At 67.2% G+C, this 25,524-nt stretch carries 21 protein-coding genes and 1 pseudogene; 17 read left to right on the top strand and 5 right to left on the bottom strand.

The features are described from left to right. The first annotated feature begins 92 nt into the window (after positions 1-92). Entirely contained in the window at positions 93-1,382 is a 1,290-nt protein-coding gene (locus BLV97_RS02650; RefSeq protein WP_081825013.1) for an alkane 1-monooxygenase, read from the top strand. 174 nt (positions 1,383-1,556) lie between these two features. After that, positions 1,557-2,435 (top strand): DMT family transporter, encoded by an 879-nt coding sequence (locus tag BLV97_RS02645; RefSeq protein ID WP_035841429.1) that lies wholly within the window; start codon positions 1,557-1,559, stop codon positions 2,433-2,435. A gap of 323 nt (positions 2,436-2,758) precedes the next feature. Here BLV97_RS02645 and choV read toward each other — a convergent pair whose 3' ends face one another. Genes choV through BLV97_RS02630 form a run of 3 tightly spaced genes read right to left on the bottom strand, consistent with a single transcriptional unit; the run spans position 2,759 to position 5,800 of the window. Next, positions 2,759-3,811 (bottom strand): choline ABC transporter ATP-binding protein, encoded by a 1,053-nt coding sequence (choV, locus tag BLV97_RS02640; RefSeq protein ID WP_035841427.1) that lies wholly within the window; start codon positions 3,809-3,811, stop codon positions 2,759-2,761. Continuing rightward, entirely contained in the window at positions 3,808-4,794 is a 987-nt protein-coding gene (gene choW, locus BLV97_RS02635) for a choline ABC transporter permease subunit (RefSeq protein WP_035841425.1), read from the bottom strand. The genes choV and choW overlap by 4 nt, the downstream gene beginning before the upstream one ends. A 52-nt stretch (positions 4,795-4,846) precedes the next feature. After that, a complete protein-coding gene (locus tag BLV97_RS02630; RefSeq protein WP_035841423.1) occupies positions 4,847-5,800 on the bottom strand; it encodes a choline ABC transporter substrate-binding protein in 954 nt (317 codons plus the stop codon). 180 nt (positions 5,801-5,980) lie between these two features. Here BLV97_RS02630 and betI point away from each other — a divergent pair, with 180 nt between their 5' ends. The 5 genes from betI to BLV97_RS02605 all read left to right on the top strand — a co-directional run bounded on the left by betI (position 5,981) and on the right by BLV97_RS02605 (position 10,752). Then, positions 5,981-6,580 (top strand): choline-binding transcriptional repressor BetI, encoded by a 600-nt coding sequence (gene betI, locus BLV97_RS02625; protein WP_092163934.1) that lies wholly within the window; start codon positions 5,981-5,983, stop codon positions 6,578-6,580. After that, complete coding sequence (locus BLV97_RS02620; RefSeq protein ID WP_035841419.1) at positions 6,577-7,224, top strand: glutathione S-transferase family protein; 648 nt, start codon at positions 6,577-6,579, stop codon at positions 7,222-7,224. The genes betI and BLV97_RS02620 overlap by 4 nt, the downstream gene beginning before the upstream one ends. After that, positions 7,224-8,882 (top strand): choline dehydrogenase, encoded by a 1,659-nt coding sequence (gene betA, locus BLV97_RS02615; protein ID WP_035841417.1) that lies wholly within the window; start codon positions 7,224-7,226, stop codon positions 8,880-8,882. Before BLV97_RS02620 ends, betA begins: the two co-directional genes overlap by 1 nt. Before the next feature lie 87 nt (positions 8,883-8,969). Then, on the top strand, positions 8,970-9,209 hold the full coding sequence (locus BLV97_RS02610) for an HP1242/YdcH family protein (RefSeq protein WP_035841415.1): 240 nt from the start codon (positions 8,970-8,972) through the stop codon (positions 9,207-9,209). 145 nt (positions 9,210-9,354) lie between these two features. Next, positions 9,355-10,752, top strand: a complete 1,398-nt coding sequence (locus BLV97_RS02605) for a helix-turn-helix domain-containing protein (protein WP_035841413.1) — start codon at positions 9,355-9,357, stop codon at positions 10,750-10,752. Positions 10,753-10,832: 80 nt separating this feature from the next. Here the strand turns inward: BLV97_RS02605 and BLV97_RS20665 are convergent. Continuing rightward, positions 10,833-11,018, bottom strand: a pseudogene (locus BLV97_RS20665) (IS5/IS1182 family transposase); the annotation flags it as partial. Between the two features lie 763 nt (positions 11,019-11,781). Between BLV97_RS20665 and BLV97_RS02595 the strand changes: the two are divergent. The 8 genes from BLV97_RS02595 (at position 11,782) to scpA (ending at position 20,989) form a co-directional block, all read left to right on the top strand. Continuing rightward, the gene (locus tag BLV97_RS02595; protein WP_035841200.1) at positions 11,782-13,314 is read left to right on the top strand and encodes an acyl-CoA carboxylase subunit beta; all 1,533 of its coding nucleotides are present in this window, start codon (positions 11,782-11,784) and stop codon (positions 13,312-13,314) included. 9 nt (positions 13,315-13,323) lie between these two features. Continuing rightward, a complete protein-coding gene (locus BLV97_RS02590; protein ID WP_051645983.1) occupies positions 13,324-14,094 on the top strand; it encodes an SAM-dependent methyltransferase in 771 nt (256 codons plus the stop codon). A 4-nt stretch (positions 14,095-14,098) separates the two neighbouring features. Then, positions 14,099-14,554: a DUF6497 family protein gene (locus BLV97_RS02585; RefSeq protein ID WP_035841198.1), complete on the top strand. Its 456-nt coding sequence runs from the start codon at positions 14,099-14,101 to the stop codon at positions 14,552-14,554. A 74-nt stretch (positions 14,555-14,628) separates the two neighbouring features. After that, a complete protein-coding gene (locus BLV97_RS02580; RefSeq protein WP_081825000.1) occupies positions 14,629-15,096 on the top strand; it encodes a hypothetical protein in 468 nt (155 codons plus the stop codon). 340 nt (positions 15,097-15,436) lie between these two features. After that, positions 15,437-15,691 (top strand): hypothetical protein, encoded by a 255-nt coding sequence (locus BLV97_RS02575; protein WP_051645982.1) that lies wholly within the window; start codon positions 15,437-15,439, stop codon positions 15,689-15,691. A 147-nt stretch (positions 15,692-15,838) separates the two neighbouring features. Then, positions 15,839-17,836, top strand: coding sequence for an acetyl-CoA carboxylase biotin carboxylase subunit (locus BLV97_RS02570; RefSeq protein ID WP_035841195.1), 1,998 nt, complete (start codon positions 15,839-15,841; stop codon positions 17,834-17,836). A gap of 4 nt (positions 17,837-17,840) precedes the next feature. After that, on the top strand, positions 17,841-18,851 hold the full coding sequence (locus tag BLV97_RS02565; RefSeq protein ID WP_035841192.1) for a hypothetical protein: 1,011 nt from the start codon (positions 17,841-17,843) through the stop codon (positions 18,849-18,851). Next, entirely contained in the window at positions 18,848-20,989 is a 2,142-nt protein-coding gene (scpA, locus tag BLV97_RS02560; RefSeq protein WP_035841190.1) for a methylmalonyl-CoA mutase, read from the top strand. Before BLV97_RS02565 ends, scpA begins: the two co-directional genes overlap by 4 nt. A 299-nt stretch (positions 20,990-21,288) precedes the next feature. On the opposite strand, the gene BLV97_RS02555 is transcribed toward scpA, so the two are convergent. After that, entirely contained in the window at positions 21,289-21,711 is a 423-nt protein-coding gene (locus BLV97_RS02555) for a MarR family winged helix-turn-helix transcriptional regulator (RefSeq protein ID WP_035841188.1), read from the bottom strand. Positions 21,712-21,875: 164 nt separating this feature from the next. Here BLV97_RS02555 and BLV97_RS02550 point away from each other — a divergent pair, with 164 nt between their 5' ends. Next, the gene (locus BLV97_RS02550) at positions 21,876-22,736 is read left to right on the top strand and encodes an FAD binding domain-containing protein (protein ID WP_035841185.1); all 861 of its coding nucleotides are present in this window, start codon (positions 21,876-21,878) and stop codon (positions 22,734-22,736) included. A 14-nt stretch (positions 22,737-22,750) separates the two neighbouring features. Beyond that, positions 22,751-25,456, top strand: coding sequence for a molybdopterin-dependent oxidoreductase (locus BLV97_RS02545; protein WP_176992625.1), 2,706 nt, complete (start codon positions 22,751-22,753; stop codon positions 25,454-25,456). Positions 25,457-25,524: the final 68 nt, after the last annotated feature.

Genomic DNA, 25,524 nt, shown 5'->3' with positions numbered 1-25,524 from the left:
CGGCCCTTGCCTTGTTCGCGCCATGATTTCCTGCTTCGCTTTGCGCTCGGACCCCCCATTTACGCAATCCGGGCCCTCGCGGGAAGAGCACGATGTATCTGTTCGCCATAGCCACCTTGATGCCCGTGACCTTGTTCGCCGTCGGGGCCGCGCTGGGCGGCCTGTGGGCGCTGGCGGCACTGGCCTATATGACGGTCTTCGTCTTCGTGATGGACGAACGCGTGGCCTATGCCGGCGGCGCCGCGCAGGAGGGGGCCGAGTTTCCCGCCGCCGATCGGCTGTCGATCCTGCTGGGGGGGATGCATTTCGCGCTTTTGCTTCTGGCCATCGCCGCGGTCGGCGGGGCGACCGGCCTGGGCTGGGGGGCGCGGATCGCGCTTTTCATGGCCTTCGGGCTTTATTTCGGGCAGGTCAGCAATTCGAATGCGCATGAACTGATCCACCGTTCCCGTCGCGGTCTGTTCCGGCTGGGGATGTGGATCTATATCTCATTGCTTTTCGGCCACCATACCTCGGCCCATCGTCATATCCATCACCGTTTCGTCGGCACGGTCGATGACCCCAACACCGCCGTGCTTGGCCAGGGCTTCTACGCTTTCGCGCCGCAGGCTTGGTGGGGCAGCTTCCGCGCCGGGGCCGAGATCGAGACCGCCCTGCGCAAGAGCCGCCGCGCAGATGTCGGGCCGCACCCCTATGCGATCTACCTGGGTGGCGCGCTGGCCTGCCTGCTGCTGGTGGCGGCGCTTTTCGGGCTGGGCGGGGTGGTGTCGTACCTGCTGCTTGCCGCCTATGCGCAGATGCAATTGCTGGTGTCGGATTATGTGCAGCATTATGGGCTGGAGCGGCGCCGAGAGCGCCATGGCCGGACCCAAGCGGTGGGGCCCGGGCATTCCTGGAACGCGCCGCATTGGTATTCGGGCGCGATGATGCTGAACGCGCCTCGCCATTCCGCACATCATCAACATCCCGGCACCCCGTTTCCCGGCTTGGCATTGCCGGCACGGGGGGCGGCACCGATGTTGCCCTTCTCCTTGCCGGTGATGGGGGCCATCGCGCTTTTCCCGCCCTTGTGGCGGCGGATGATGGACAAGCGCGTCGAGCGCTGGCGCGCCAAGGCCCCGCCGCCGCCGCCAGCGGTGCCCGAGCCCGTCGTGTCGGGCCGCGCGTCCGGACGGCCCAGGCCCGTTGCCGTACCCACCGCGCCGGCCATCGCGAAGCGCAAGCCCCGGTCGGTCGCCGCAAATGCCCCTCAGACCGGCGATCGGGGGACCGACGCGCCCGCGCCCGAGGCTCGGGCCAAGACAACGGCGCCCGCGGCAGAGGGTATGGTAATTGCCGAAGCAGTGGCGCGTACGATGCGGAGCGAAACCGAAACCGGATAGGCTGGCGAGCCGGGCCAGGTGGTGAAATCGCAGCGATGTCGCTGCGATCTTGTCAAAGGCGTGACTTCATGGGATTGCGGTGCCATGGCCTCTGGTTCTGCCTGCATTCCCACGCGTGCCGATGGCGCGGACCCTGGTCGGGGCAGCGCCAGGGTATCGGCGGCGGCACAGCCCATGGCAGGTATGCTGTGGATGCTGGCCTCGGGGCTGTGCTTTGTCGCGGTCAACGCGATCGTCAAGTATCTGGGCGATGCCCTGCCGGCCAGCGAGGCCGCTTTCCTGCGTTATGCGCTGGGGCTGGTGTTCCTGGTGCCGATGCTGCGGCCGATCCTGCGCAACCGCTACACGCTGCGTTCGCTGTCGCTGTTTGCGGCGCGCGGGGTGGTACATGGGATGGGGGTGCTGCTGTGGTTCTATGCGATGGCGCGGATCCCGATCGCCGAGGTCACCGCGATCAACTATCTCGCGCCGGTCTATGTGACCATCGGCGCGGCGCTCTTCCTGGGAGAGCAACTTGCGGCACGCCGCATCGTCGCGGTCCTGGTCGCGCTGCTGGGCGTGGCGGTGATCGTGCGCCCGGGCTTTGCCGCCGTGTCATCGGGCGAGTTGGCGATGCTGGGGGTGGCGGTGTTCTTCGCGGCCTCCTACCTGATCGCCAAGAAGCTGGCCGATGAGGCCCCGGCGCCGGTGGTGGTGGCGATGCTGTCGATCACGGTGACGATCGCGCTGGCGCCGATGGCGGCCAGCAATTGGGTGACGCCCGCCTGGCACGAGGTGATCTGGCTGTCGATCGTCGCGGCCTTCGCCACGGCGGGGCATCTGTGCATGACCCATGCCTTCCGCCTGGCCCCGGTGACGGTGACCCAGCCGGTGACCTTCCTGCAATTGATCTGGGCCACCGCGATCGGCGCGATCTGGTTCAATGAGCCGGTCGATATCTGGGTGGTGACCGGCGGTGGCATGATCATCGCCGCGGTCAGCTTCATCACCTGGCGCGAGGCGGTGATCAAACGCCGGCTGGTGACGCCGGTGGTGAACCAGATGAAGGGCTAGGGCAGGGCTCGGCCCGATCTGGGCACGCGCCTGCCCGTGAGGCGCGTGGCGGAAGCTGGCCCTCTGTCGCCCCTAGCCCTCTGTCGCCCGGTGCGCGCCGTAGGCGCAGGGCGAGCGCCTGCCCGTCCCGTCACTTCCCGTCTCCCGTCGAAGGCGTGCCGACAATTGGCGGCGTGCCTTTGGCTCGACGGGCTGGTGCTTGGATGCTCTCATATAGCGCGGGCAGTCTCACGGGACCTTGCCGCGATAAATGGCGTCGCTCCCCCGCCACGAGGTGCCACCCCACGGCCAGGTGCGCGCTGCTCGGGCCGGGCCGGTCGGGCTCAGCCCGCGCGTCCGCCGGTCGGGTCCAGCAGCCGCCCCAGCACGCTGTCGCGCGTCACCTCGCCGATCACCCGGCCGTCCTCGGTTACGCCGACCGCGGCGTGATGGGCGCTGACCCGCGCCATGACTTCCTGGATCGGGGTCTCGGCGGCGACAGTCGTGGTCGGGGGGGCGCCGCCCACCGATTGCATCGCATCGCGCGCGGTCAGCACGCCCAGCGGGTTCATATGCGCCACGAAATCGGCCACGTATTCGGAAGACGGGTTCTGGAAGATTTCGCGCGCGGTGCCGCATTGCACGATCCGCCCGCCCTCCATCAGCGCGATCCGGTTGCCGATCTTGAAGGCTTCGTCCAGATCGTGGCTGACGAAGACGATCGTGCGGCGCAGCTTTTGCTGCAATTCCAGCAACTCGTCCTGCAGCTTGGTGCGGATCAGCGGGTCGAGGGCCGAGAAGGGTTCGTCCATCAACAGGATCGGCGCCTCGGTGGCAAAGGCCCGCGCCAACCCGACGCGCTGCTGCATGCCGCCCGACAATTCGCCCACCCGGCGGTCGGCCCAGTCCGACAGGCCCACCAGGTTCAGCTGCTGATCCACCTTCTCGCGGCGCTGGGCACGCGACATGCCGCCCAGTTCCAGCCCCAGGCCCACGTTCTCGCGCACCGTGCGCCACGGCAGCAGGCCGAATTGCTGGAACACCATCGACACCGTCTTCAACCGCAGCCGGCGCAGCGTCGCGGCATCGGCATGGGTCACGTCGATCAGACCCTCCCCGTCCGAGACATGCGCCGCGCCGCGCACCACCGGGTTCAGCCCGTTCACCGCGCGCAAAAGCGTCGACTTGCCCGACCCGGAAAGGCCCATCAACACCAGGATCTCGCCCTCGGCCACGTCGAGGCTGCAATCATGCACCCCCAGGACCTGATCGGTCTCGGCCTGCACCTTCTCGCGGCTATGGCCGCGGTCCATCAGCGGCAGGGCGCTTTCCGGGTCCTCGCCGAAGACGATCGAGACCTTGTCGAAGCGGACGGCGATGTTGCGGTCGGCACTCATTTGCGTGTCACCCTCAGCATCCGGTCCAGAAGCACCGCCACCACGACGATGATGAAGCCCGATTCAAACCCAAGCGCGGTGTTGACCTGGCTCAGCGCCCGCACCACCGGCACGCCCAGTCCATCGGCGCCCACATAGGCCGCGATCACCACCATCGACAGCGACAGCATGATGGTCTGGTTCAGCCCCGCCATGATCTGCGGAAAGGCATAGGGCAGTTCCACCTTCCACAGCCGCTGGCGCGGGGTCGAGCCGAAGGCGGTGGCGGCCTCGAGCAGCGTGGTGGGGGTGGAGGAAATGCCAAGCTGCGTCAGCCGGATCGGGGCGGGCAGCACGAAGATCACCGTGGCGATCAGGCCGGGCACCATGCCCAGGCCGAAGAAGATGATCGCCGGGATCAGATAGACGAAGGGCGGCAGCGTCTGCATCAGGTCCAAGAGCGGACTGACCACCTGATAGGTGCGCGGCCGGTGCGCCAGGAAGATGCCGATCGGCACCCCGATCCCCATGCACACCACGCAGGCCGCCAGCACCAGCGTCAGGCTTTGCGTCGTCTCCTGCCAATAGCCCTGGTTGAGGATGAACAGGAACCCCAGGAGCACCAGCAGGCCGATCTTCCACGACCGCTGCAGGAACCAAGTAAGCAACACGAAGGCCGCGACGACCACATAAGGTTGATAGACGTCGGGGTAGAGGGGTTTGTAGCCAGTGTAGAGGATCGGCATGTGCTCATACAGCCAAGCAGCAAAAGGCTTGAATGTGACAGCAGGGATCAACAACAAAAGCCATACGGTGTCATCAAAGATCCGCTGGAAGATGTGCGCGTCTACTGGGAACTGAAGAATCGACAATATTGAGCCGATCATCCGCTCCATCATTATAGACAGCCCGTCGAAAAACCATCCTGCGTGGTTCTGAAGCCAGTTGAAGAGGTCCGCGGCCACGCGGCCTACGGGGATCTTGTGGTCGGTAATCCAGTTCATCCTGCCCTGCCCAAGGTCGCGGGGCCCCGGACGATGCCCGGGGCCCGGCCGATCACATGCCCAACGCCTTGTCGACCGCGGCCACGGCGTCGCCGCCGTCCTTGGTCGTCACGCCTTTCAACCAAGGCTTGATCGCGTCGGGGTTGGCCTTGAGCCATTTCACCGCCGCCGCCTTCGGCTGGGCCCCGTCGTCAAGGATCGAGCCCATGATCTGGTTTTCCATCTTCAGGTTGAAGACCAGGTTTTCCAGGAGCTTGCCGACATTCGGGCATTGCTTGACGAAGCCCGCGTGCACGTTGGTATAGACCGTCGCGCCGCCGTAGTTGGGCCCGAAGAACTTGTCGCCGCCCGACAGGTAGGTCATGTCGAAACGGGTGTTCATCGGATGCGGCTCCCAGCCCAGGAAGATGATCGGCTTGTGGCGCTGCTTGGCGCGCTGCACCTGGGCCAGCATCCCCTGTTCGGAGCTCGGCACCATCTGGAAGTTTTTCAGACCAAACGCGTTCTGCTTGATCATCTTCAGGATTTCCTTGTTGCCGTCATTGCCCGGCTCGATCCCGTAGATTTTGTGGTCCAGCGCCTTGCCGTGCTTGGCGATGTCGGCAAAGCTCTTGATGCCCAGTTCGGCGCCGTATTTGTTGGTGGCCAGCGTGTATTTGGCGCCCTCCAGGTTGGCGCGCACCACATCCACCGTGCCGGCCTTCTTGTAGGGTGCGATGATGCTTTCCATGGTCGGCATCCAGTTGCCCAGGAACACCTGTACATCGCCCTTGGCCAGCGCCGTGTAGGTCACCGGGACCGACAGCATCTTGGTCTCGGTCTTGTAGCCCAGGGCGCCCAGGATGAACTCCGTCACCGCCGTGGTAGAGGTGATATCGGTCCAGCCGACATCCGAAAAGCTGATCGTGTCGCAGTTTGCTGCGGTTTCGGCCCGGGCGGCCTGGGCCGCGGGAAGGGCAAGGGCCAGCCCCGCGCAGGCTGTGAGGAGGGTCGTGCGAATGGTCATGAACGGGCTCCCATGTTGGTCTTCCGGTTTGGTCTTGCGCAAAGAAGCGCGGCATTGCGCCGCAACGTAACCCGCAGGCCACAAGCTTGCAAAGCGATATGAGGGGCTTTCTGCCCTTTTATTGATTGACGAGTCAATAAACCATGCGCTAGCCAGATTCAACAGCAGCAAGGAGCGGCGATGCCACGGCTTGGTATGGAACCGATTCGCAAGGCGGCGCTGGTCGAGGCGACGATTGCCGAGATCGGCCGGGCCGGCAGCCTGGACGTGACGGTGGCGCAGATCGCCCGCCGTGCGGGGGTGTCCTCGGCGCTCGCGCATCATTACTTCGGCTCGAAAGAGCAGATGTTCCTGGCCGCGATGCGCCACATCCTCAGCCTTTACGGCGCCGAGGTGCGCGGTGCGCTGGCGCTGGCCGAGGGCCCGCGCGACCGGCTGCGCGCGGTGATCCGGGCATCGTTCGCGGCCTCTTCCTTCCGGCGCGAAACCATCGGTGCCTGGCTGAATTTCTATGTCCTGGCCCAGACCGTGCCCGAGGTGCAGCGGCTGCTGCGGGTCTATCAGCACCGGATCTGTTCGAACCTGCGCGCCCCCCTGCGCGCCCTTGCGCCCGAACGGGCCGAGGCGCTGGCCGAAGGGCTGGCCGCGATGATCGACGGCGTCTATCTGCGCGAGGTTCTGGGCCAGCGCCCGCCCGACGGGGCGCAGGCCGCGGCCATGGTGCTGGATTACCTCGACGCGCAGCTTGGCGCCGGATCGAACAGCGGAGATGCGGCATGATCACGATCCTTGGGCGCGCGACCTCGTCCAACGTGCAGGCGGTGATGTGGGGCGTGGCGGAACTGGGCCTTGCGCATGAGCGCCTGGATTACGGCCATGTCTACGGCGGCACCGACACGCCCGAATTCCGCGCGATGAACCCCAACGGCCTGGTCCCGGTGCTGCGCGACGGCGATCTGGCGATGTTCGAAAGCTGCGCCATCCTGCGCTATCTGGCGGCGCGCTATGGCGACGGCGGCGCCTTCTGGCCCGCCGATCCGGTGGCCCGCGCCCGCGTCGACATGTGGGCCGAATGGGGCAAGACCAGCTTTGCCCCCGCCTTTACCGGCCCGATCTTCTGGTCCCGCGTCCGCACCCCCGCGCGCGACCGCGACGAGGCCGCCTTGACCCGCGCGATCGCGGCGTTTGAGGGCAGGCTCGACATCCTGGAGGGCCGGATCGGGCAGGGGGGCCATGTCTGCGGCGACGCCTTCACCCTGGCCGACATCGTGATCGGCCATGTGCTTTACCGCTGGTTCGACATCGACGTGCCGCGCCGTCCCCGTCCGGCGATCGAGGCCTATCACGACCGTCTCAAGGCCCGCCCGGCCTATGCCGGGCATGTCATGATCTCCTACGAACCGCTGCGCGCCAAGGGGGCCTGATGGAAGCCGACATCGTGATCGTGGGGGCCGGTTCCGCCGGCTGCGCCCTGGCCTACCGGCTGGCCGAGGCAGGGGTGCAGGTGCTGGTCATCGAACATGGCGGCACCGACGCGGGGCCGTTCATCCAGATGCCCGCCGCGCTTTCCTACCCGATGAACATGGCGCGCTACGACTGGGGCTACCGGTCGGAGCCCGAGCCGCATCTGGGCGGCCGCCGCCTCGCGGTGCCGCGCGGCAAGGTGCTGGGGGGGTCGTCCTCGATCAACGGGATGGTCTATGTGCGCGGCCATGCCCGCGATTTCGACCATTGGGCCGAGGCGGGCGCCTCGGGCTGGTCCTTCGCCGACGTGCTGCCCTATTTCAAGCGCATGGAGCATTGGCACGGCGGCGCGGACGGCGCGCCCAGCGACTGGCGCGGCGACAGCGGACCCCTGCACATCACCCGCGGCCCGCGGAAGAACCCGCTGTTTCAGGCCTTCGTCGAGGCCGGGCGGCAGGCCGGCTATCCGGTGACCGAGGATTACAACGGCCATCAGCAGGAAGGCTTCGGCGCGATGGAGGCCACGATCTGGCGCGGGCGGCGCTGGTCGGCGGCGAATGCCTATCTGAAACCCGCGCTGAAGCGGCCGAACTGCACGCTGATCCGGGCGCTCGCCCGCCGCGTGGTGATCGAGGAAGGCCGCGCAACCGGCGTCGAGGTGACGCGCGGCGGCCGCACGGAAGTGATCCGCGCCCGGCGCGAGGTGGTGCTGGCGGCCTCGTCGATCAACACGCCGAAGCTTCTGATGCTGTCGGGCATCGGCCCTGCCGCGCATCTGGCCGATCGCGGCATCGCGGTTGTCGCCGACCGCCCCGGCGTGGGCGGCAATTTGCAAGATCACCTCGAGGTCTATGTGCAGATGGCGGCGGCGCAGCCGATCACCCTTTACAAATACTGGAACCTGCGGGGCAAGGCGCTGCTGGGGGCGCAATGGCTGCTGACGCGGGGCGGGGGCCTTGCCGGTTCGAACCAGTTCGAAAGTGCCGCCTTCATCCGTTCGCGCGCGGGCATCGAATATCCCGACATCCAGTACCATTTCCTGCCGATCGCGGTGCGCTACGACGGCCGCGCGGCAGCCGAAGGCCATGGCTTTCAGGCCCATGTCGGTCCGATGCGGGCGCAATCGCGCGGCACGGTGCGGCTGGGGCCGAACCCCGAGGCCCCCCCCGAGATCCGCTTCAACGCGATGTCCGAGGCCCGGGACTGGGAGGAATTTCGCGCCTGCATCCGCCTGACCCGCGAGATCTTCGCGCAAGACGCCTTCAAACCCTATGTGAAGCACGAGATCCAGCCCGGCGCCGCGGTCCAGAGCGACGACGAGATCGACGCCTTCATCCGCGACCATGCCGAAAGCGCCTATCACCCCTGCGGCACCGCCCGGATGGGCCGGCGCGACGATCCCGGCGCCGTGGTCGACCCGGACTGCCGGGTGATCGGGGTGGACGGCCTGCGCGTGGTCGACAGTTCGATCTTTCCGCGCATCACCAACGGCAATCTCAACGGCCCGTCGATCATGGTGGGAGAGAAGGCCGCCGACCATATCCTGGGCCGGGGCCTTTTGCCGCCCTCGAACGCCGAGCCCTGGATCAACCCGGGCTGGCGAATCGCGCAGCGCTGATCTGGCGCGCGACTTGACCGGTATCAAGGCCGGGCGGTGGGGGGGGGCGTTAGCCTGGGCGAAAGATCCCCGGGAAGGAGCGCCCCCTTGAGCATCACCCCGCATGAACTGCACGACGACTTCCCCGCCGAGGCCGACCGGATCGCCGCGCTGAAAGCCGCGAACGCCCATTTCGCCCGTCTGGTCGACGAATACCACGCACTCAACCGCGCGGTACATGGCGCCGAGACCAATACCCATCCCACGGACCGCGCCCACGAGGCCGACATGCGTCGCAAGCGCGTGGCGCTGAAGGATGAGATCTGGAGGATGCTGCAACGGGCCTGAACGCCGCGACGGCCTGCCCTGCGCCCCCGTACCCAAGCCGGCGGCGCGGCGGGCGGCGCCGTGTCGCTGATCGCGCCATCCTGACCGCTGGACGCCGCCACTTTGCAAAGGCTAGGATCGGGTTCGCAAACCGCGTGGAGGCCCGATGTCCACTCCGAAACTCTATGCCGGCCTGAAGCTGCGCGAGATCCGCACCAATCTGGGGCTGACCCAGAAGGCCTTTGCCGGCAAGCTGGGCGTGTCGCTGCCCTATCTGAACCAGATGGAGAACAACCATCGCCCGGTATCGGCCGGGGTGGTGCTGGCGCTGGCGCGGGAATTCAGGCTGGACGTGACCGAGCTGTCCACCGACGATGCCGAACGCATCGTCAGCGACATGCGCGAGGCGCTGGCCGATCCGGTCTTCGGCCCCGCCGCGCCGCCGATCGCGGATCTGCGGCTTGCGGCCTCGAACGCCCCGGCCCTGGCGCGCGCCTTCCTCGATTTGCACCGCGCCTACCGGCGGACGCATGAGCGGCTGGCCTCGCTCGATGAGGCGCTCGACACCAAGGATGCGACGCTGCGGCCCTCGCCATGGGAGGAGGTGCGCGATTTCTTCCACTACTGCGACAATTACATCGACGCGGTGGACCGCGCGGCCGAGCATTTCGCCAGCCCCGCGGGCCGTCCAGGCGACCCGATGCGCGCAGCCCAAGAGGCCCTGGCCCACCAGGGCGTCACCTTCACCCGGGCCGATGGGCCGTGGCTGCGGTATTTCGACCCCGATACCAAGCAGTTGACGCTTTCCTCGCGTGCGCCGGGCAGCACGCAGCGTTTTCAGGCGCTGCATCAGGTGGCCCTTCTCGCGCAGAACGAGTTGCTGGAAGCCACGCTGGATCTGGCCCGTTTCCAGACCGCCGAGGCACGCGCGATCGCCAAGATCGGGCTTGCGAACTACTTCGCCGGTGCCGCGCTGATGCCCTATCGGCTGTTCATGGCCGCCGCGCAGGAGACCCGCCACGACCTGGAGCGCCTGGCCGACCGCTTCGGCGCCTCGATCGAACAGGTGGCGCATCGCCTTTCCACCCTGCAGCGCCCCGGCGCCAAGGGCATTCCTTTCTTCTTCGTGCGGGTGGATCAGGCCGGCACGATCACCAAGCGCCATTCGGCCACGCGGCTGCAGTTTGCCCGCTTCGGTGGTGCCTGCCCGCTTTGGAACGTACACCGCGCGTTCGAAACGCCGGGCCGTTTCCTGCGTCAGCTGGCCGAGACGCCGGACGGCGTGCGCTATCTTTGCCTGGCGCGCGAGGTGTCGAAGCCCGCGGGATCTTTCCGGGCGCCGGTCCGGCGCTACTCGATCGGGCTGGGTTGCGAGGTGCAGCATGCCGGCGCCCTGGTCTATGCCGATGATCTGGACCTGACCCGCAGCTTTGAGCCGATCGGCATCTCCTGCCGGATCTGCGAGCGGCCCGATTGCCATCAGCGCTCGGTCCCGCCGCTGGAGCGGCGCCTAAGCGTCGATCCCGGCAAGCGCGGGATCCTGCCCTACGAGATCGGGGGATAGCTGCGCGGGGACACGATCGGATGTCGCTGCGCAACTAGAGGTTGATCTCGACGCGCTTAGTGCGAAGAACATGGACGTCTGATCGGGCGGCCGTTCGCGTCCGTGACGGCATGCAATTTGGTGTTCATGCCCCCGTGGTTCGACGGATCAGACGCCCACGCCCCTCGTTTTCGACTGCAGGCCCAAGGCCGTGCGATCGGCTTTCAGATACTTGCGCGGGCTCACCCGATCATGGTCGTCTTCCGATCCGCCGCTTCCGCAGCCATTGACGCGCCTGTCATTCGTCAGGATCTTTCGCGGAGAACTGTCCAGCTCGCGATCGTAACCGAGAGGATTGTCGAAAGGATCGGTCTCCGCGCTGTTCTTGAGCGCGGCGGCCGCGAGTAGCTTCCGGTGGAAGTTTCTCAATCGCGCCTCGATCAGATCGGCACTCTGATCGGGCAGGCCGAGCGCTGCCTCAATGAAGGGTATGCGGGGCATGACAATCCTCGTCCGTTGCCGAAGCGGCAGGCGCCATCGGCTTCGCAAGAAAGATCTTTGCGAGTGTGTCCTTACAAATGTGGCAAACGCCCGGTGGCCTGGATCGTAGGTCGGTCCGAAGCAGGGCCGGGGAGTGTTTGGACGATGCTGAGGGTGAGGCTGGCGGTCAAGACGGGCGCTAGGAGGCTGCTAGGGCGTAAGCTTGGCCGAGGGCTGCTAATGCCGCTAGAGCCAATATATATTAACATATTGAAAATAAATGCTTATGTATGAAGTCTGCTCTCGATGAGCGATTACTGCCTTGTTTGTGAGCGCCCCAAACCCGGAAAATGTGTCTCAACAGGCTATCGTATCATCATCACGGCGACTGCTACGACAACGCCCAGGCGGCGGACCGGCCTGTTTGCAGATTTTCAATTCGCAGCAAGTACCCTGCCAAATGTTTGCAAATTTGACGAATTCCCCTTTGGTCGGTCGGTCTTTCCCGCTAATGTCCCGCCCAGCGAGGGGCCGCGCCCGGGCGGCTCGGAGGACCCGGAGAGATCGCCGATGAAGGATATCCTGCAACAGCTGGAAGATCGCCGCGCCGAGGCCCGGCTGGGGGGGGGCGAGAAGCGGATCGCGGCGCAGCACGCCAAGGGCAAGCTTACCGCGCGCGAGCGGCTCGAACTGCTGCTCGATGAGGGCAGCTTCGAGGAATTCGACATGTTCAAGGCCCACCGCTGTACCGATTTCGACATGCAAGACAGTCGCCCGGCGGGCGACGGCGTGATTACCGGCTGGGGCACGGTGAATGGCCGCATGGTCTACGTCTTTTCCCAGGATTTCACCGTTTTCGGCGGATCTTTGTCGGAAACTCATGCCGAAAAGATCTGCAAGATCATGGATATGGCGGTGCAGAACGGGGCGCCGGTAATCGGGCTGAACGATTCCGGGGGCGCGCGGATCCAGGAAGGCGTCGCCTCGCTGGCGGGTTACGCCGACGTGTTCCAGCGCAATATCATGGCCTCGGGCGTGGTGCCGCAGATCAGCGTCATCATGGGGCCCTGCGCAGGCGGCGCGGTCTATTCCCCGGCGATGACCGATTTCATCTTCATGGTGCGCGACACCTCCTACATGTTCGTCACCGGCCCCGACGTGGTGAAGACCGTCACCAACGAGATCGTGACCGCCGAGGAACTGGGCGGCGCCTCGACCCATACCAGGAAATCCTCGGTCGCCGACGGCGCCTTCGAGGATGATGTCGAGGCGATGATGGAGGTGCGGCGGCTGATCGACTTCCTGCCCGCTTCGAACCGCGAAAAGCCGCCGGTGCGGCCGTTCTTCGACGACCCCGCGCGGCTGGAACGCAGCCTCGACACGCTGATCCCGGACAACCCCAACCAGCCCTACGACATGAAGGAGCTGATCCTGAAGGTCGCGGACGAGGGCGACTTCTATGAGATCCAGCAGGATTTCGCGAAGAACATCATCACCGGTTTCATCCGGCTGGAGGGCTCGACCGTCGGCGTGGTGGCGAACCAGCCCATGGTGCTGGCGGGGTGCCTCGACATCGACAGCAGCCGCAAGGCCGCGCGTTTCGTGCGCTTTTGCGATGCCTTCGAGATCCCGATCCTGACCTTCGTCGATGTGCCCGGCTTTCTGCCGGGGACCGGGCAGGAATACGGCGGCGTCATCAAGCACGGGGCGAAGCTGTTGTTCGCCTATGGCGAGGCGACGGTGCCGAAGGTGACCGTCATCACCCGCAAGGCCTATGGCGGCGCCTATGACGTGATGGCCTCGAAACATCTGCGCGGCGATTTCAACTATGCCTGGCCTACCGCCGAGATCGCGGTGATGGGCGCCAAGGGCGCGGTCGAGATCCTCTATCGTTCCGAACTGGGCGATGCCGAGAAGATCGCGCAGCGCACGAAGGATTACGAGGACCGCTTCGCCAACCCCTTCGTCGCCGCCGAAAAGGGCTTTATCGACGAGGTGATCCAGCCGCATTCCACCCGCAGGAGGGTGGCGCGGGCCTTCGCCAGCCTGCGCGGCAAGAAGCTGCAAAACCCGTGGAAGAAACACGACAACATTCCGCTTTAGGGGGCTTCTATGGCCGCGCTCGACGTCGTCAAACTGGACATTCCGGCCGAAGCCCGTGATCCGCTGATCCAGGGTCTCGATCTGTCGATGTTTTCGAAGGCGGACCTGCTGAACATGCTGCTGCAGCGGTCCGAGGTGCTTTACGACGTGCCGCGCTATGGCCAGGTGATCAAGGCCTGGGGCGCGGGCGACACCGCCCCGATCGAGGCGCAGATCGACCGGCTGGGCGACGAGATCGCGCGCCGCGTCGCGGGCGTCCTGCATGCCGAATACCGCGCCCTGCGCCCGGCGCTGAAGGATCTGGCGCCCGGGCGACTGGCCGATATCGGTTGCGGCTATGCGATCTGGGATCTCTTCGCGTTCCGCGATCTGGGTTGCGATATCGTGCTGATCGATATCGAGACCAACGCGCACCGCCATTTCGGCTATGCCGAAGAGGGCGCGGCCTATACCGATCTGGCCACCGCGCGCGCCTTTCTGCAGGCCAACGGCGTGGCCGCGGACCGCATCACCACGCTCAACCCCGATCGCGACGATCTGGCGGCGGGCGCGGGCCGTATCGACCTGGCGGTCAGCTTCGTCTCCTGCGGCTTTCACTATCCGGTTGCGACCTATCTGCCGTTCTTCCGCGATCAGGTGGCGCCCGACGGGGCGGTGCTGGTCGATCTGCGCGCGCGCCGGTCGGATGAACAGGTCTGGGATCTGGTCGGGCTGGGCCGGATCGAGGTGCTTGCCGGACATCCCAAGGCGCGGCGCGTGTTGCTGCGCAAGACCGGGTAGGGCCATGACGCGGGGCAGGATCTTGATATTTTGCGCGCTGCTTTCGGCGTTGCCGGGCGCGGCCCGGGCTGCGGGCGGGGCCGCGACAGCAACGCAAGCCGCGCCAGCGGCCGCGCTGATCCCGCTGCCGTCGGGGCAGGTGGTGACGCTTTTCCAGGTCATCTGGCCCCGTGCGGACGAGCGCCGCGGTGAGCGCCGCCTGCGCTATCGCTTTGTCGCCCCGCGGATCGCGCGCGACGCGGCGCGACGGGTGGATGCCCGCGCGGTCGAGGACGATATGCTTCATCTTTGCACGCACGTCGCGTTGCCGGCGCTGCGCCAGGACGGACGGCAGATCGACGAGATCGTGATCACGCTGATGGCGCGGCCGGTACCGTTCGGTTCGACCGATCCGCAGGTGCGCCAGTTCATCGACACCTTCCTGCCCGAAGGTGACCAATGCCAGTGGGAGGGCCTGTGATGGCACGGCATGGCGGCAAGGGGCCGCGCTCGGCACGCAAGCAGCAAGGGAGTGGCGGCCATTCCGGGGCGGAGATGGTCAAGCATCGCGGCTTTCCCGGCCGCATGCCCGGGACCGATTTCCAGTTCACCATCCGCCGCGCCGCCAAGGAAGGCGCCAGCCGGATCCTGCGGCGCGAGCGCTACGCCGATCGCCGCGCCGTCGACCGCGCCGCCGATCGGGCCTTCATGACGGCGCTGTGGGAGCATTTCGGCGAAGAACCCTTCGTGCGCGGCAATCTCGATGCCGGGCGGCTGTCGTGGCTGATCGGGCGCGAGGTGGTGGCAGTCGACGACCCCTTCGATCCGCAGGACTACAATGCGCTTATGCGTGTCGACCGTGCCGTGGCAGAAGCAAGCTTTCCCGAGATCTTCGCCGAGAATACGGCGATGGGCTGGCGCGACGAGGACGATTGGGACGGTGTCGACGACGCCGACGACACGGCGGGTGACGGGGACGCAGGCCGGGGCGGAAGCAACCGCGGGGGGCGGGCTTCGGCATGATTCCGCGCAACCCCCAAGCGAAACGGCAAGGAACTGCGCAGATTCAGGGGGCGGGAAGTTTCGGCTTCCCCCGGGCCAAGGCCTGCGACATGCTGACCCATGAGGCGCGGCATACCCATTCCGCGGCTCTGATTTGTCAAGACCGTTACCCTTCCCCTACCCTTAGGCCAGACCCTCCCCGGGTCTGGCCGCCTTTTTTTGACGGAACACCGTCGGCACGGTTTTCCCGGGCGCGCAGGGAACCGCTCTGCGCCCGGCGGCGTTGCCATCGTGGAAATCAGGGAGGAGGCCGGAACATTTTCCGTATCTCCCTGTCGGTTAACAATGAGGAGACGTTAAAATGCAGATCGCTTCCAACCTGCCTGTCAAATCTAACCTGTCTGCCAAGCTGGGGAAATTCGCCATCGCGGCGGTGCTTGTCAGCTCGCTCGCCGGCTGCTTCCAAAACGATGCGCAGCGCGGCGTGGCCGGGGCGGTCGCGGGTGGCGCGATCGCGGGTGCGACTGGCGGAAGTGTCGGGACCGGGGCTCTCATCGGCGGTGCGGCCGGTGTGTTCTGCCGCGACGCGGGGGCGAAGGCCTGCCGCAACAAATAACGGCTCGCTGACCGGGCGCGCTCGGCCGCGTCCGGCCCCTCGGGCCACCAATTACATCGACGCCATCGCGGCTGCCTGCCGCGGTGGCGTCTTGTCGTTCGCGGAGGTGGCCGCAACGTGCCGCCCCGTCAGTCGGGAAGGGCGGAGATGTTCAAGAAGATCCTGATCGCAAACCGGGGCGAGATCGCCTGCCGGGTCATCAAGTCGGCGCGCAAGATGGGCATCAAGACGGTGGCCGTCTATTCCGATGCCGACCGCAATGCGCTGCATGTGAAGATGGCCGACGAGGCGGTGCATATCGGGCCGCCGCCCGCCAAACAAAGCTATATCGTGATCGACAAGATCCTGGCCGCGATCAAGGCAACGGGCGCCGAGGCGGTTCATCCCGGCTATGGATTTCTTAGCGAAAACAAGAAGTTCGCGGAAGCTCTTGATGCGGCGGGCGTGGCCTTCATCGGGCCGCCGGCGGGCGCGATCGAGGCCATGGGCGACAAGATCACCTCGAAAAAGCTGGCCGCCGAGGCGGGGGTGTCCACGGTGCCCGGCTACATGGGCCTGATCGGCGATGCCGAAGAGGCGGTGAAGATCAGCCGGGATATCGGCTATCCGGTGATGATCAAGGCCAGCGCCGGCGGCGGCGGCAAGGGCATGCGCATCGCCTGGAGCGACGACGAGGCGCGCGAGGGCTTCCAATCCTCGAAGAACGAGGCCGCGGCCAGCTTTGGCGACGACCGCATCTTCATCGAGAAATTCGTGACCCAGCCGCGCCATATCGAGATCCAGGTGCTGGCCGACAAGCACGGCAATTGCGTCTATGTAAACGAGCGCGAATGCTCGATCCAACGCCGCAACCAGAAGGTCATCGAAGAGGCGCCTTCGCCCTTCCTCGACCCCGAGACGCGCCGCGCGATGGGTGAACAGGCGGTGGCGCTGGCGAAGGCGGTGGATTACGCCAGCGCGGGCACGGTGGAATTCATCGTCGACGGCGACAAGAACTTCTACTTCCTCGAGATGAACACCCGCCTTCAGGTCGAACATCCGGTGACCGAACTGATCACCGGGATCGACCTGGTCGAACAGATGATCCGGGTGGCGGATGGCCAGAAGCTGCCCTTCGCGCAATCCGATATCGGCATCAACGGCTGGGCGATCGAAAGCAGGCTATACGCCGAGGACCCCTATCGCAACTTCCTGCCCTCGATCGGGCGGCTGACGCGCTATCGCCCGCCGGCCGAGGTGGCCACGGGCACGGCGGCGGTGCGCAACGATACCGGCGTGTTCGAGGGCGGCGAGATCAGCATGTATTACGACCCGATGATCGCCAAGCTTTGCACCTGGGCGCCGACGCGAGAGGCCGCCATCGACGAGATGCGCCGCGCCCTTGACGGCTTCGAGGTCGAAGGCATCGGCCACAACCTGCCGTTTCTTTCGGCGGTGATGGACCATCCGCGTTTCATCTCGGGCAACATCACCACCGCTTTCATCGCCGAGGAATATCCCGACGGCTTCACCGGCGCGACGCTGGACGACGCCCAGATCAGCCGGATCGCCGCGGCGGCGGCGGCGATGCACCGCGTGGCCGAGATCCGGCGCGCGCGCATCTCCGGCCGGCTCGGCAACCATGAACGCCATGTCGGCAAGCATTGGGTCGTCTGCCTCGCGGGGCAGGAGATCGAGGTTCAGATCGAGGCCGATCGCGCCGGGTCCACCGTCACCGTGGGCGGGCGCGAATTGCGGGTGGAAAGCGACTGGACCCCGGGGCAGTCGCTGGCGCGGCTGACGGTGGGCGGCGCGCCGCTGGTGCTGAAGGTCGACGAGATCGCGGCCGGCTACCGCATCCGCAGCCGGGGCGCGGATCTGAAGGTCTATGTCCGGCGTCCCCGCGCGGCCGAACTGGCGCGGCTGATGCCCGAAAAGCTGCCGCCCGACACCTCGAAGCTTCTGCTATGCCCGATGCCGGGGCTGGTGGTGAAGATCAACGTGTCCGAGGGCGACGAAGTGCAGGAGGGCCAGGCGCTGGCCACCGTCGAGGCGATGAAGATGGAAAACATCCTGCGCGCGGAACGCAAGGGCGTGGTCAAGAAGGTCAATGCCGAACCCGGCGCCAGCCTGGCGGTCGACGACGTGATCATGGAGTTCGAGTGACGCGATGGATCTGGTCCTGCTTCTTGGCGCGCACCGGACCGGCTCGACCGCGCTGGAACGGGTGCTGGCGCGCAATGAGGGCGCGCTGGGTGAGGCAGGGCTGACCTTCTGGCCGCAGGCCGAGCTGCGCCGCGATCCCGCCTTCAACGACGCTTTCGCGCTGACCCGGCGCGCGGCGCGCAAGCCTGCCGCAAGCAAGGCGCTGGAAGGATTGCGCGCGCGACTTGCGGCCCAATGGCAGGGCGCGGCCGAGCAGGGGATGCGCGGCGTGCTTCTGTCCGAGGAAAACATGCTGGGCCATATGGCTGCGAACCTGCGCCGCGGGGCCTTCTACCCGCGCGCCGCGGCGCGTCTGCGGGCCTATGCGGCGCTCTTGCCCGCCGCGCCGCGGCGCATCGGGCTGGGCATCCGCTCCTATGCCGATTACTGGATCTCGGCCTATCGCTACAGCCTGCCGCGCCACGACCTGGCCGAATTTTCCCTGCTGCGTTCGGCCCTGACGGCACAGAAGCGGGGGTGGTGCGATCTGGTCACCGATATCGCCACCGTCTTTCCCGAGGCCGAGCTGCTGGTCTGGCCGCAAGAGGCGCTGGGCACGGCGCTGCCCGCGGTCGCGGCGCGGCTGACCGGCTATCCGACCGAGGCGCCCGCGCTGACCGTGCCCGCGCGGCGCATCAATGCCGCGCCTCAGGCCGGGGATGCCGCGCTGATCCATGACCTGCGCCGCGACACGCCGGGGCTGAAGGGGGCCGAACTGGAAGCCGCGCTTGCCAGCCTGCGCGCCGCCCGCACGCAGGCGACCGACACGCAGGATCAGGAATTCACCGCGCTGCAGCGCCGGGGCTTCGCCCACCGCTATGCCGAGGATCTGGCCGAGATGGCCGACGGCCATGCCGGCGCGCAGCTGATTGCCAGCCCACCGCCCGCGGCGCCCGGGGACGACGCCGGAAGCGAACTCGACGCCGCGGCCGCGCGCGGGATGGCCTGGCCAGTGGACGAAAGGGACGCAAGATGAGCGACAGGATGAACGATTGGAAGGCCCTGGCCGAGAAGGAGCTGCGCGGTCGCCCGCTGCAGGACCTGACCTGGCACACGCTGGAGGGCATCGACGTCAAGCCGCTTTACACCCAGGCCGATACCGACGGTCTGGCGCATATGGGGGGGCTGCCGGGCCTTGGCCCCTTCACCCGCGGCCCGCGCGCCACCATGTATGCCGGCCGGCCCTGGACGATCCGCCAATATGCGGGCTTTTCCACGGCCGAGGAATCGAACGCCTTCTACCGCCGCGCGCTGGCCGCCGGGCAGCAGGGCGTGTCGGTGGCCTTCGATCTGGCCACCCACCGCGGCTATGACAGCGACCATCCGCGCGTCGTGGGCGATGTCGGCAAGGCGGGCGTCGCGATCGACAGCGTCGAGGACATGAAGATCCTTTTCGACGGCATCCCGCTCGACCAGGTCAGCGTCTCGATGACCATGAACGGCGCGGTGATCCCGGTGTTGGCGAACTTCATCGTCACCGGGGAAGAGCAGGGCGTGAACCGCGCGGTCCTGTCGGGGACCATCCAGAACGACATCCTCAAGGAGTTCATGGTCCGCAACACCTATATCTATCCGCCCGAGCCCTCGATGCGGATCATCGCGGACATCATCGAATACACCGCCAACGAGATGCCGAAGTTCAACTCGATCTCGATTTCCGGCTACCACATGCAGGAGGCGGGCGCGAACCTGGTGCAAGAGCTTGCCTATACCCTGGCCGACGGGCGCGAATATGTGCGCACCGCGATCAAGGCCGGCATGGATGTGGACAAGTTCGCAGGGCGGCTGTCGTTCTTCTTCGCGATCGGGATGAACTTCTTCATGGAGGCCGCCAAGCTGCGGGCCGCGCGCCTTTTGTGGCACCGGATCATGTCGGAATTCGGCGCGAAGAAGCCCGGCAGCCTGATGCTGCGCACCCATTGCCAGACCTCGGGCGTCAGCCTGCAGGAGCAGGACCCCTACAACAATATCATCCGCACGGCGTATGAGGCTATGGCGGCGGCGCTGGGGGGCACGCAATCGCTGCACACCAATGCGCTGGACGAGGCGATCGCGTTGCCCACCGAATTCTCGGCCCGGATCGCGCGCAACACCCAGCTGATCTTGCAAGAAGAGACCGGCATTACCAATGTCGTCGATCCGCTGGCCGGTTCCTATTACGTCGAAAGCCTGACGGCGGAACTGGCCGAAAAGGCCTGGGCGCTGATCGAGGAGGTCGAGGCGATGGGCGGCATGACCAAGGCGGTGGCCTCGGGCATGCCGAAGCTGCGCATCGAAGAGACCGCGGCGCGGCGCCAGGCGATGATCGACCGCGGCGAAGAGGTGATCGTCGGCGTCAACAAGTACCGCAAGGACCGCGAGGATCCGATCGACATTCTTGATGTCGACAACGTCAAGGTGCGCGAGGCCCAGGTGGCGCGGCTTGCGCGGGTCCGCGCGACCCGCGACGAGGCCGCCTGTCAGGCGGCGCTGGACGAACTGACCCGCCGCGCGGGCAACCCAGCGAACGGGGGCGGCAACCTTCTGGAGGCGGCGGTCGAGGCGGCGCGGGCGCGCGCCAGCGTGGGAGAGATTTCGATGGCGATGGAAAAGGTGTTCGGCCGTCACCGGGCCGAGGTGAAGACGCTGGCCGGAGTCTATGGCTCGGCCTATGAGGGCGACGCGGGCTTTGCCGCGATCCAGAAGGATGTGGAGGCCTTCGCCGAGGAAGAGGGCCGCCGTCCGCGGATGCTGGTGGTGAAGATGGGCCAGGACGGCCACGACCGCGGCGCAAAGGTGATCGCCACGGCCTTCGCCGATATCGGCTTCGATGTCGATGTGGGGCCCTTGTTCCAGACCCCGGAAGAGGCCGCCCAGGATGCGATCGACAACGACGTGCATGTCGTGGGGATTTCTTCGCAGGCCGCGGGGCACAAGACGCTGGCGCCGAAGCTGGTCGAGGCTTTGAAGGAAGCGGGGGCGGGCGATATCCTGGTGATCTGCGGCGGCGTGATCCCGCAGCAGGATTATCAATATCTCCATGACCATGGGGTCAAGGCGATCTTCGGGCCCGGAACCAACATCCCCGAAGCGGCGAAGAACATCCTGACACTGATCCGCGAGGCGCGGGGCTGACAGCCGCGGTATTGCCGATCGGGGGGAAGGGGGCTTTGCCGGGGCAAGGACCGGCCGGCCCGAAGGTAAGATGCAAGAGCCCCGATATCGCGACCAAAGGCAGGGGCGCGGCCCCGGCTCTGCGAGCGTATTTGAAGAACGATGAAGGTGGAAGGCGGCCTTTGCGTCTTGCTGCGGGAAATGACCCGGCAGGTGGCGGGGGTGTGAAACCCCCGGCGCCGTGATGCGCAGACCGTGCGTGGCCGCGACGCCGAAGGCCCCGGCCGACCGGTTTGCCGGCGGCGCTATCCGGTGCGGGCTTAGGTGAGCTTGGCCAGAAGCGCGAGGAAACAATCGCGTTCGGATTCGGTCAGCGGGGCCAGGGTGTCGCGCGTGACCGCCTGCGCCTGGGCCACGCGCGCTTCGTAAAGGGCGCGGCCCTGTGACGAGGCGGCCAGAGTGATGCGGCGCTGATCGCCCGGATCGCGTCCGGCCGTGACCAGCCCCTTGGCGCGCAGCCGGTCTATCACGCCCTTGATCGTCGCGGCGTCCATCGCCGTCTGCCGCCCCAGCGCGTTCTGTGATTCGGGGCCGGCCTCGCACAGTTTCGCCAGCGCGGCGAACTGGGTCGGCGTCAGGTCGGGGATCTGGGTCGCAAATATAGCCAGATGTCGCTGCGTGGCGCGGCGCAGCAAGAACCCCACCTGCCGGTCAAGTATGTATTCTGTCGTGTCGCTTTCCATCCTGCCCCGATCCTTTCGGTTCGGCGCACCCTCCGCAAGCCCGAAATCGGACCATCGGCGCCGCGACCCGCTTCCAGCGCCTTTCCAGGGACACAAACCATTGACAGCGCCGGGGGGCACAGGTCTATGTTTGTGTACGAACAATAAGCTTCGGGGAACGACCCATGGCCCCCTATCACCGGCCCGAAACCCTGCCCGATGCGCTGCGCCTTCTGGCCTCTGGCGGCGCGGTGGCGGCGGCCGGCTGCACCGATCTGTTCCCTGCGACGCCGCGTGCCGCGCTGTCGGGATCGGTGGTCGATCTGACCCGGGTGGCGGAGCTGCGCGGCATTTCCGAGACCGGCGAGGGCTGGCGCCTGGGCGCGGCGACGCGCTGGTCGGAATTGTTGCGCACGCCGCTGCCGCCCGCCTTCGATGGGCTGAAGGCCGCCGCGCGCGAGGTCGGATCGGTCCAGATCCAGAACGCGGGTACGCTGGGTGGCAATCTGTGCAACGCCTCGCCCGCCGCCGATGGCGTGCCCTGCCTGCTGACGCTGGAGGCCGAGGTCGAACTGGCCTCGGCCCGCGGTGACAGGCGGTTGCCGCTGGCCACCTTCATCACCGGCGCGCGCCGTACCGCGCTTGACCCGGGCGAGGTGCTGGTCGCGCTGCATGTGCCGGCGCGGGCCGCGCGCGGGCGGGGGGCGTTTCGCAAGCTGGGGGCGCGGCGCTATCTGGTGATCTCGATCGCGATGGTCGCGGCGCGGCTGGAACTGGCGGGCGGCCGCATCGCCACGGCAGCGCTGTCGGTGGGCGCCTGTGGCCCGGTCGCGACACGCCTGCCCGCGCAGGAGGCCGCGCTGCTGGGCCTTGCCCCCGACGCGGCCGCCGCACAGGTCAGCGCGGCGCTGGTGGCCCCTGCGCTGTCGCCCATAGGCGACGTGCGCGGCGGCGCGGAATACCGGATCGAGGCGGCGGTGGAATTGCTGCGCCGGGCGCTGTCGGATCTGACCATTCAGGGTTTTGCGAAGGGGGACATGCGATGAACCGGGAAAGCACGATGACCCGTCTGCGCGTCAACGGCCAGAGCTTTCCCGTCGCCGCCGATCCGGCCCGGCGCCTAAGCGACCTTCTGCGCGAGGACCTGGGGCTGCGCGGCATCAAGGTTGGTTGCGACGCGGGCGATTGCGGCGCCTGCACGGTCTTGCTTGACGGTGCCCCGGTCTGCGCCTGCCTGACGCCGATGGCCCAGGCCGAAGGGCACGAGATCCGCACCGTCGAGGGGCTGCGCGGCGCGGCGCTGGATGCCTTGCAGACGGCCTTTTTGCGCCATGGCGCGGCGCAATGCGGGATCTGCACGCCGGGGATGCTGATGGCGGCGACGGCGCTTTTGTCCGAAGTGCCGGAACCTACCGAGGATCAGGCGCGCGAAGCGCTGGGCGGGGTTCTGTGCCGCTGCACCGGCTACGGTCGGATCATCGCGGCGGTCTGCGATGCGGGCCGCGCGCTTGCCGGGCCGCGTCCGGCGGCGGGGCAGGCCGTGGGCGCGGCGATCGAGCGGCTCGACGGCGTGCCCAAGGTCGATGGAACCGAGGTTTTCGGCGCCGATCACTGGCCCCAGGACGCGCTGGTCGTGCGGGCGGTGCGTTCGCCGCATTTCGCGGCGCGGTTCGGCTTTGGCGATCTCGACGCCTGGTCGGGCGCGCGCGGCGTGCAAGTCTTCACCGCCGCCGATCTTCCGGGCGAGAACCGCTTTGGCGTCATTCCCCCCTTCGCTGATCAGCCCGCGCTGGCGGAACGGGAGGTGCGGCTTCGCGGCGAGGCCGTGGCGATCGTCGTGGGTGAGGCCGGCGTGATGGCGGCGCTCGATCTGGTCGATTTTCCGGTGGACTGGGAGGAAATCGAGCCGGTGATGAACCCCGACACGGCGCTTGGCGCGCGGCCCGTGCAGGCGGGGCGCGCCGACAATGTGCTGATCCGGGGCCGGGTGGTGCAGGGCGACGCGGCGGCGGGCCTTGCCGGCGCGGCGCATGTGGCGGAGGTGGAGGCGCGGACCTCGTTCGTCGAGCACGCCTATATCGAGCCCGAGGCGGGTGTCGCCTGGCTGGAGGGCGATATTTTGGCGATCCAGGCCTGCACCCAGGCGCCGGTGATGGACCGCGACGGGGTGGCGAAGGTGCTGGGGCTGGCGCCGGAAAAGGTGCGGATCATCCCCTCGGCGGCGGGCGGCGGGTTCGGATCGAAGCTTGACCTTTCGTTGCAACCACTGATCGGGCTTGCCGCGTTGAAGACCGGGCGGCCCTGCCGGATGGTCTATAGCCGATCCGAATCGATGCAATCGACCACCAAGCGCCACCCGGCCCATATGCGCGCGCGGATCGGCGCGGATGCGCAGGGCCGCATCTGCGGGATGGAATTCGACGGCACGTTCGACACAGGCGCCTATGCCAGCTGGGGCCCGACTGTGGCGAACCGGGTGCCGGTGCATGCCTCGGGTCCCTACCGCACGCCGAACTACCGCGCCGAAACGGTGGCGATGCATACCAACGGGCCCGTGGCCGGGGCATTTCGGGGCTTTGGCGTGCCGCAGGCGGCGGTGGCGCAGGAAGTGGCCTATGACGACCTGGCCGAGGCGCTGGGGATGGACCGGCTGGCCTTCCGCCGCCTGAATGCGCTGGAGGAGGGCGAGGCCTCTGTCTGCGGGCAGGTGATGCGCGGCGTGGGCATCGGCGCCTGCCTGGATGCGCTGCGGCCGCGCTGGCGGGCGGCCCAGGCGGATGCGGCCGAATTCAATGCCGCGCATTCGGGCGTCAAGCGCGGGATTGGGGTGGCAAGTTGCTGGTATGGCTGCGGAAATACCGCGCTTCCAAATCCCTCGACGGTGCGGGCGGGGATCACGCGCGAGGGCGGGTTGCGGCTGCATCAGGGCGCCACGGATATCGGCCAGGGCGCAAATACGGTGATCGCCCAGATCTTTGCCGATGCGCTGGGCGCGGCGGTGGAAGACATCGCGCTGATCGGGCCGGATACCGCGCTGACGCCGGATTGCGGCAAGACCTCGGCTTCGCGTCAGACGGTGGTGACGGGGAAGGCGGCGCTGCTGGCGGGGCAGGCGCTGCGGGCGCAGATCCTGGCGCGCACCAACCGGGCGGCGGAGGCGCGGATCGGCCTTGGCCCGGGCAAGGTGGTAGTAACCGACGCGCAGGGCTGCGCCGAAATCGCCCTGGCGGACCTGCCCGAGGCGGGCCACGGCTATGTACTGATGGCCGAGGAGACCTATGACCCGCCCACCGTGGCCCTGGACGGGAACGGACAGGGCGCGCCCTATGCCGTCTATGGCTACGGCGCGCATCTGGCCGAGGTAGAGGTGGATCTGGCGCTTGGCACGGTCAAGGTCGCGCGGATCACCGCGGCGCATGATCTGGGTCGGGTGGTGAACCCGCTGCTGGCGCGTGGCCAGATCGAGGGCGGCATCGCCCAGGGCCTGGGAATGGCGCTGATGGAGGAATATGTTCCGGGCCGCACCGAGAACCTGCACGATTACCTGATCCCCACCACCGGCGACATGCCCGAGGTCGAGGCGATCTTCATCGAGGTGCCCGACCCCGAGGGCCCGATGGGCGCCAAGGGGCTGGGCGAGCATGTGCTGATCCCCACGGCGCCGGCGATCCTGAACGCCATCCGCGACGCCTCGGGCGTGCGGATCACCCATATCCCGGCGCTGCCGCATCGGGTGCGGGCCGCGATCCGGGAGGCGGGGCGATGAACGCGGGCAAAACTCTTCTGAAGAGTTTTGCCAAATTCCTTCCAAAGGAATTTGGGGGCCCGAGATGA

Source organism: Allgaiera indica (assembly GCF_900106675.1).
GTDB classification, from domain to species: domain Bacteria; phylum Pseudomonadota; class Alphaproteobacteria; order Rhodobacterales; family Rhodobacteraceae; genus Acidimangrovimonas; species Acidimangrovimonas indica.
Note: the sequence above shows the minus strand (reverse complement) of the source record. Positions and strands in the feature narration are given on the sequence as shown.

Bases quoted from the DNA above. Each gene is read 5' to 3' on its own strand.
- BLV97_RS02650 (WP_081825013.1), top strand. From the start codon at position 93: ATGTATCTGTTCGCCATAGCCACCTTGATGCCCGTGACCTTGTTCGCC.
- BLV97_RS02645 (WP_035841429.1), top strand. From the start codon at position 1,557: ATGGCAGGTATGCTGTGGATGCTGGCCTCGGGGCTGTGCTTTGTCGCG.
- choV (WP_035841427.1), bottom strand. From the start codon at position 3,811: ATGAGTGCCGACCGCAACATCGCCGTCCGCTTCGACAAGGTCTCGATC.
- choW (WP_035841425.1), bottom strand. From the start codon at position 4,794: ATGAACTGGATTACCGACCACAAGATCCCCGTAGGCCGCGTGGCCGCG.
- BLV97_RS02630 (WP_035841423.1), bottom strand. From the start codon at position 5,800: ATGACCATTCGCACGACCCTCCTCACAGCCTGCGCGGGGCTGGCCCTT.
- betI (WP_092163934.1), top strand. From the start codon at position 5,981: ATGCCACGGCTTGGTATGGAACCGATTCGCAAGGCGGCGCTGGTCGAG.
- BLV97_RS02620 (WP_035841419.1), top strand. From the start codon at position 6,577: ATGATCACGATCCTTGGGCGCGCGACCTCGTCCAACGTGCAGGCGGTG.
- betA (WP_035841417.1), top strand. From the start codon at position 7,224: ATGGAAGCCGACATCGTGATCGTGGGGGCCGGTTCCGCCGGCTGCGCC.
- BLV97_RS02605 (WP_035841413.1), top strand. From the start codon at position 9,355: ATGTCCACTCCGAAACTCTATGCCGGCCTGAAGCTGCGCGAGATCCGC.
- BLV97_RS02595 (WP_035841200.1), top strand. From the start codon at position 11,782: ATGAAGGATATCCTGCAACAGCTGGAAGATCGCCGCGCCGAGGCCCGG.
- BLV97_RS02590 (WP_051645983.1), top strand. From the start codon at position 13,324: ATGGCCGCGCTCGACGTCGTCAAACTGGACATTCCGGCCGAAGCCCGT.
- BLV97_RS02585 (WP_035841198.1), top strand. From the start codon at position 14,099: ATGACGCGGGGCAGGATCTTGATATTTTGCGCGCTGCTTTCGGCGTTG.
- BLV97_RS02580 (WP_081825000.1), top strand. From the start codon at position 14,629: ATGGTCAAGCATCGCGGCTTTCCCGGCCGCATGCCCGGGACCGATTTC.
- BLV97_RS02575 (WP_051645982.1), top strand. From the start codon at position 15,437: ATGCAGATCGCTTCCAACCTGCCTGTCAAATCTAACCTGTCTGCCAAG.
- BLV97_RS02570 (WP_035841195.1), top strand. From the start codon at position 15,839: ATGTTCAAGAAGATCCTGATCGCAAACCGGGGCGAGATCGCCTGCCGG.
- BLV97_RS02565 (WP_035841192.1), top strand. From the start codon at position 17,841: ATGGATCTGGTCCTGCTTCTTGGCGCGCACCGGACCGGCTCGACCGCG.
- scpA (WP_035841190.1), top strand. From the start codon at position 18,848: ATGAGCGACAGGATGAACGATTGGAAGGCCCTGGCCGAGAAGGAGCTG.
- BLV97_RS02555 (WP_035841188.1), bottom strand. From the start codon at position 21,711: ATGGAAAGCGACACGACAGAATACATACTTGACCGGCAGGTGGGGTTC.
- BLV97_RS02550 (WP_035841185.1), top strand. From the start codon at position 21,876: ATGGCCCCCTATCACCGGCCCGAAACCCTGCCCGATGCGCTGCGCCTT.
- BLV97_RS02545 (WP_176992625.1), top strand. From the start codon at position 22,751: ATGACCCGTCTGCGCGTCAACGGCCAGAGCTTTCCCGTCGCCGCCGAT.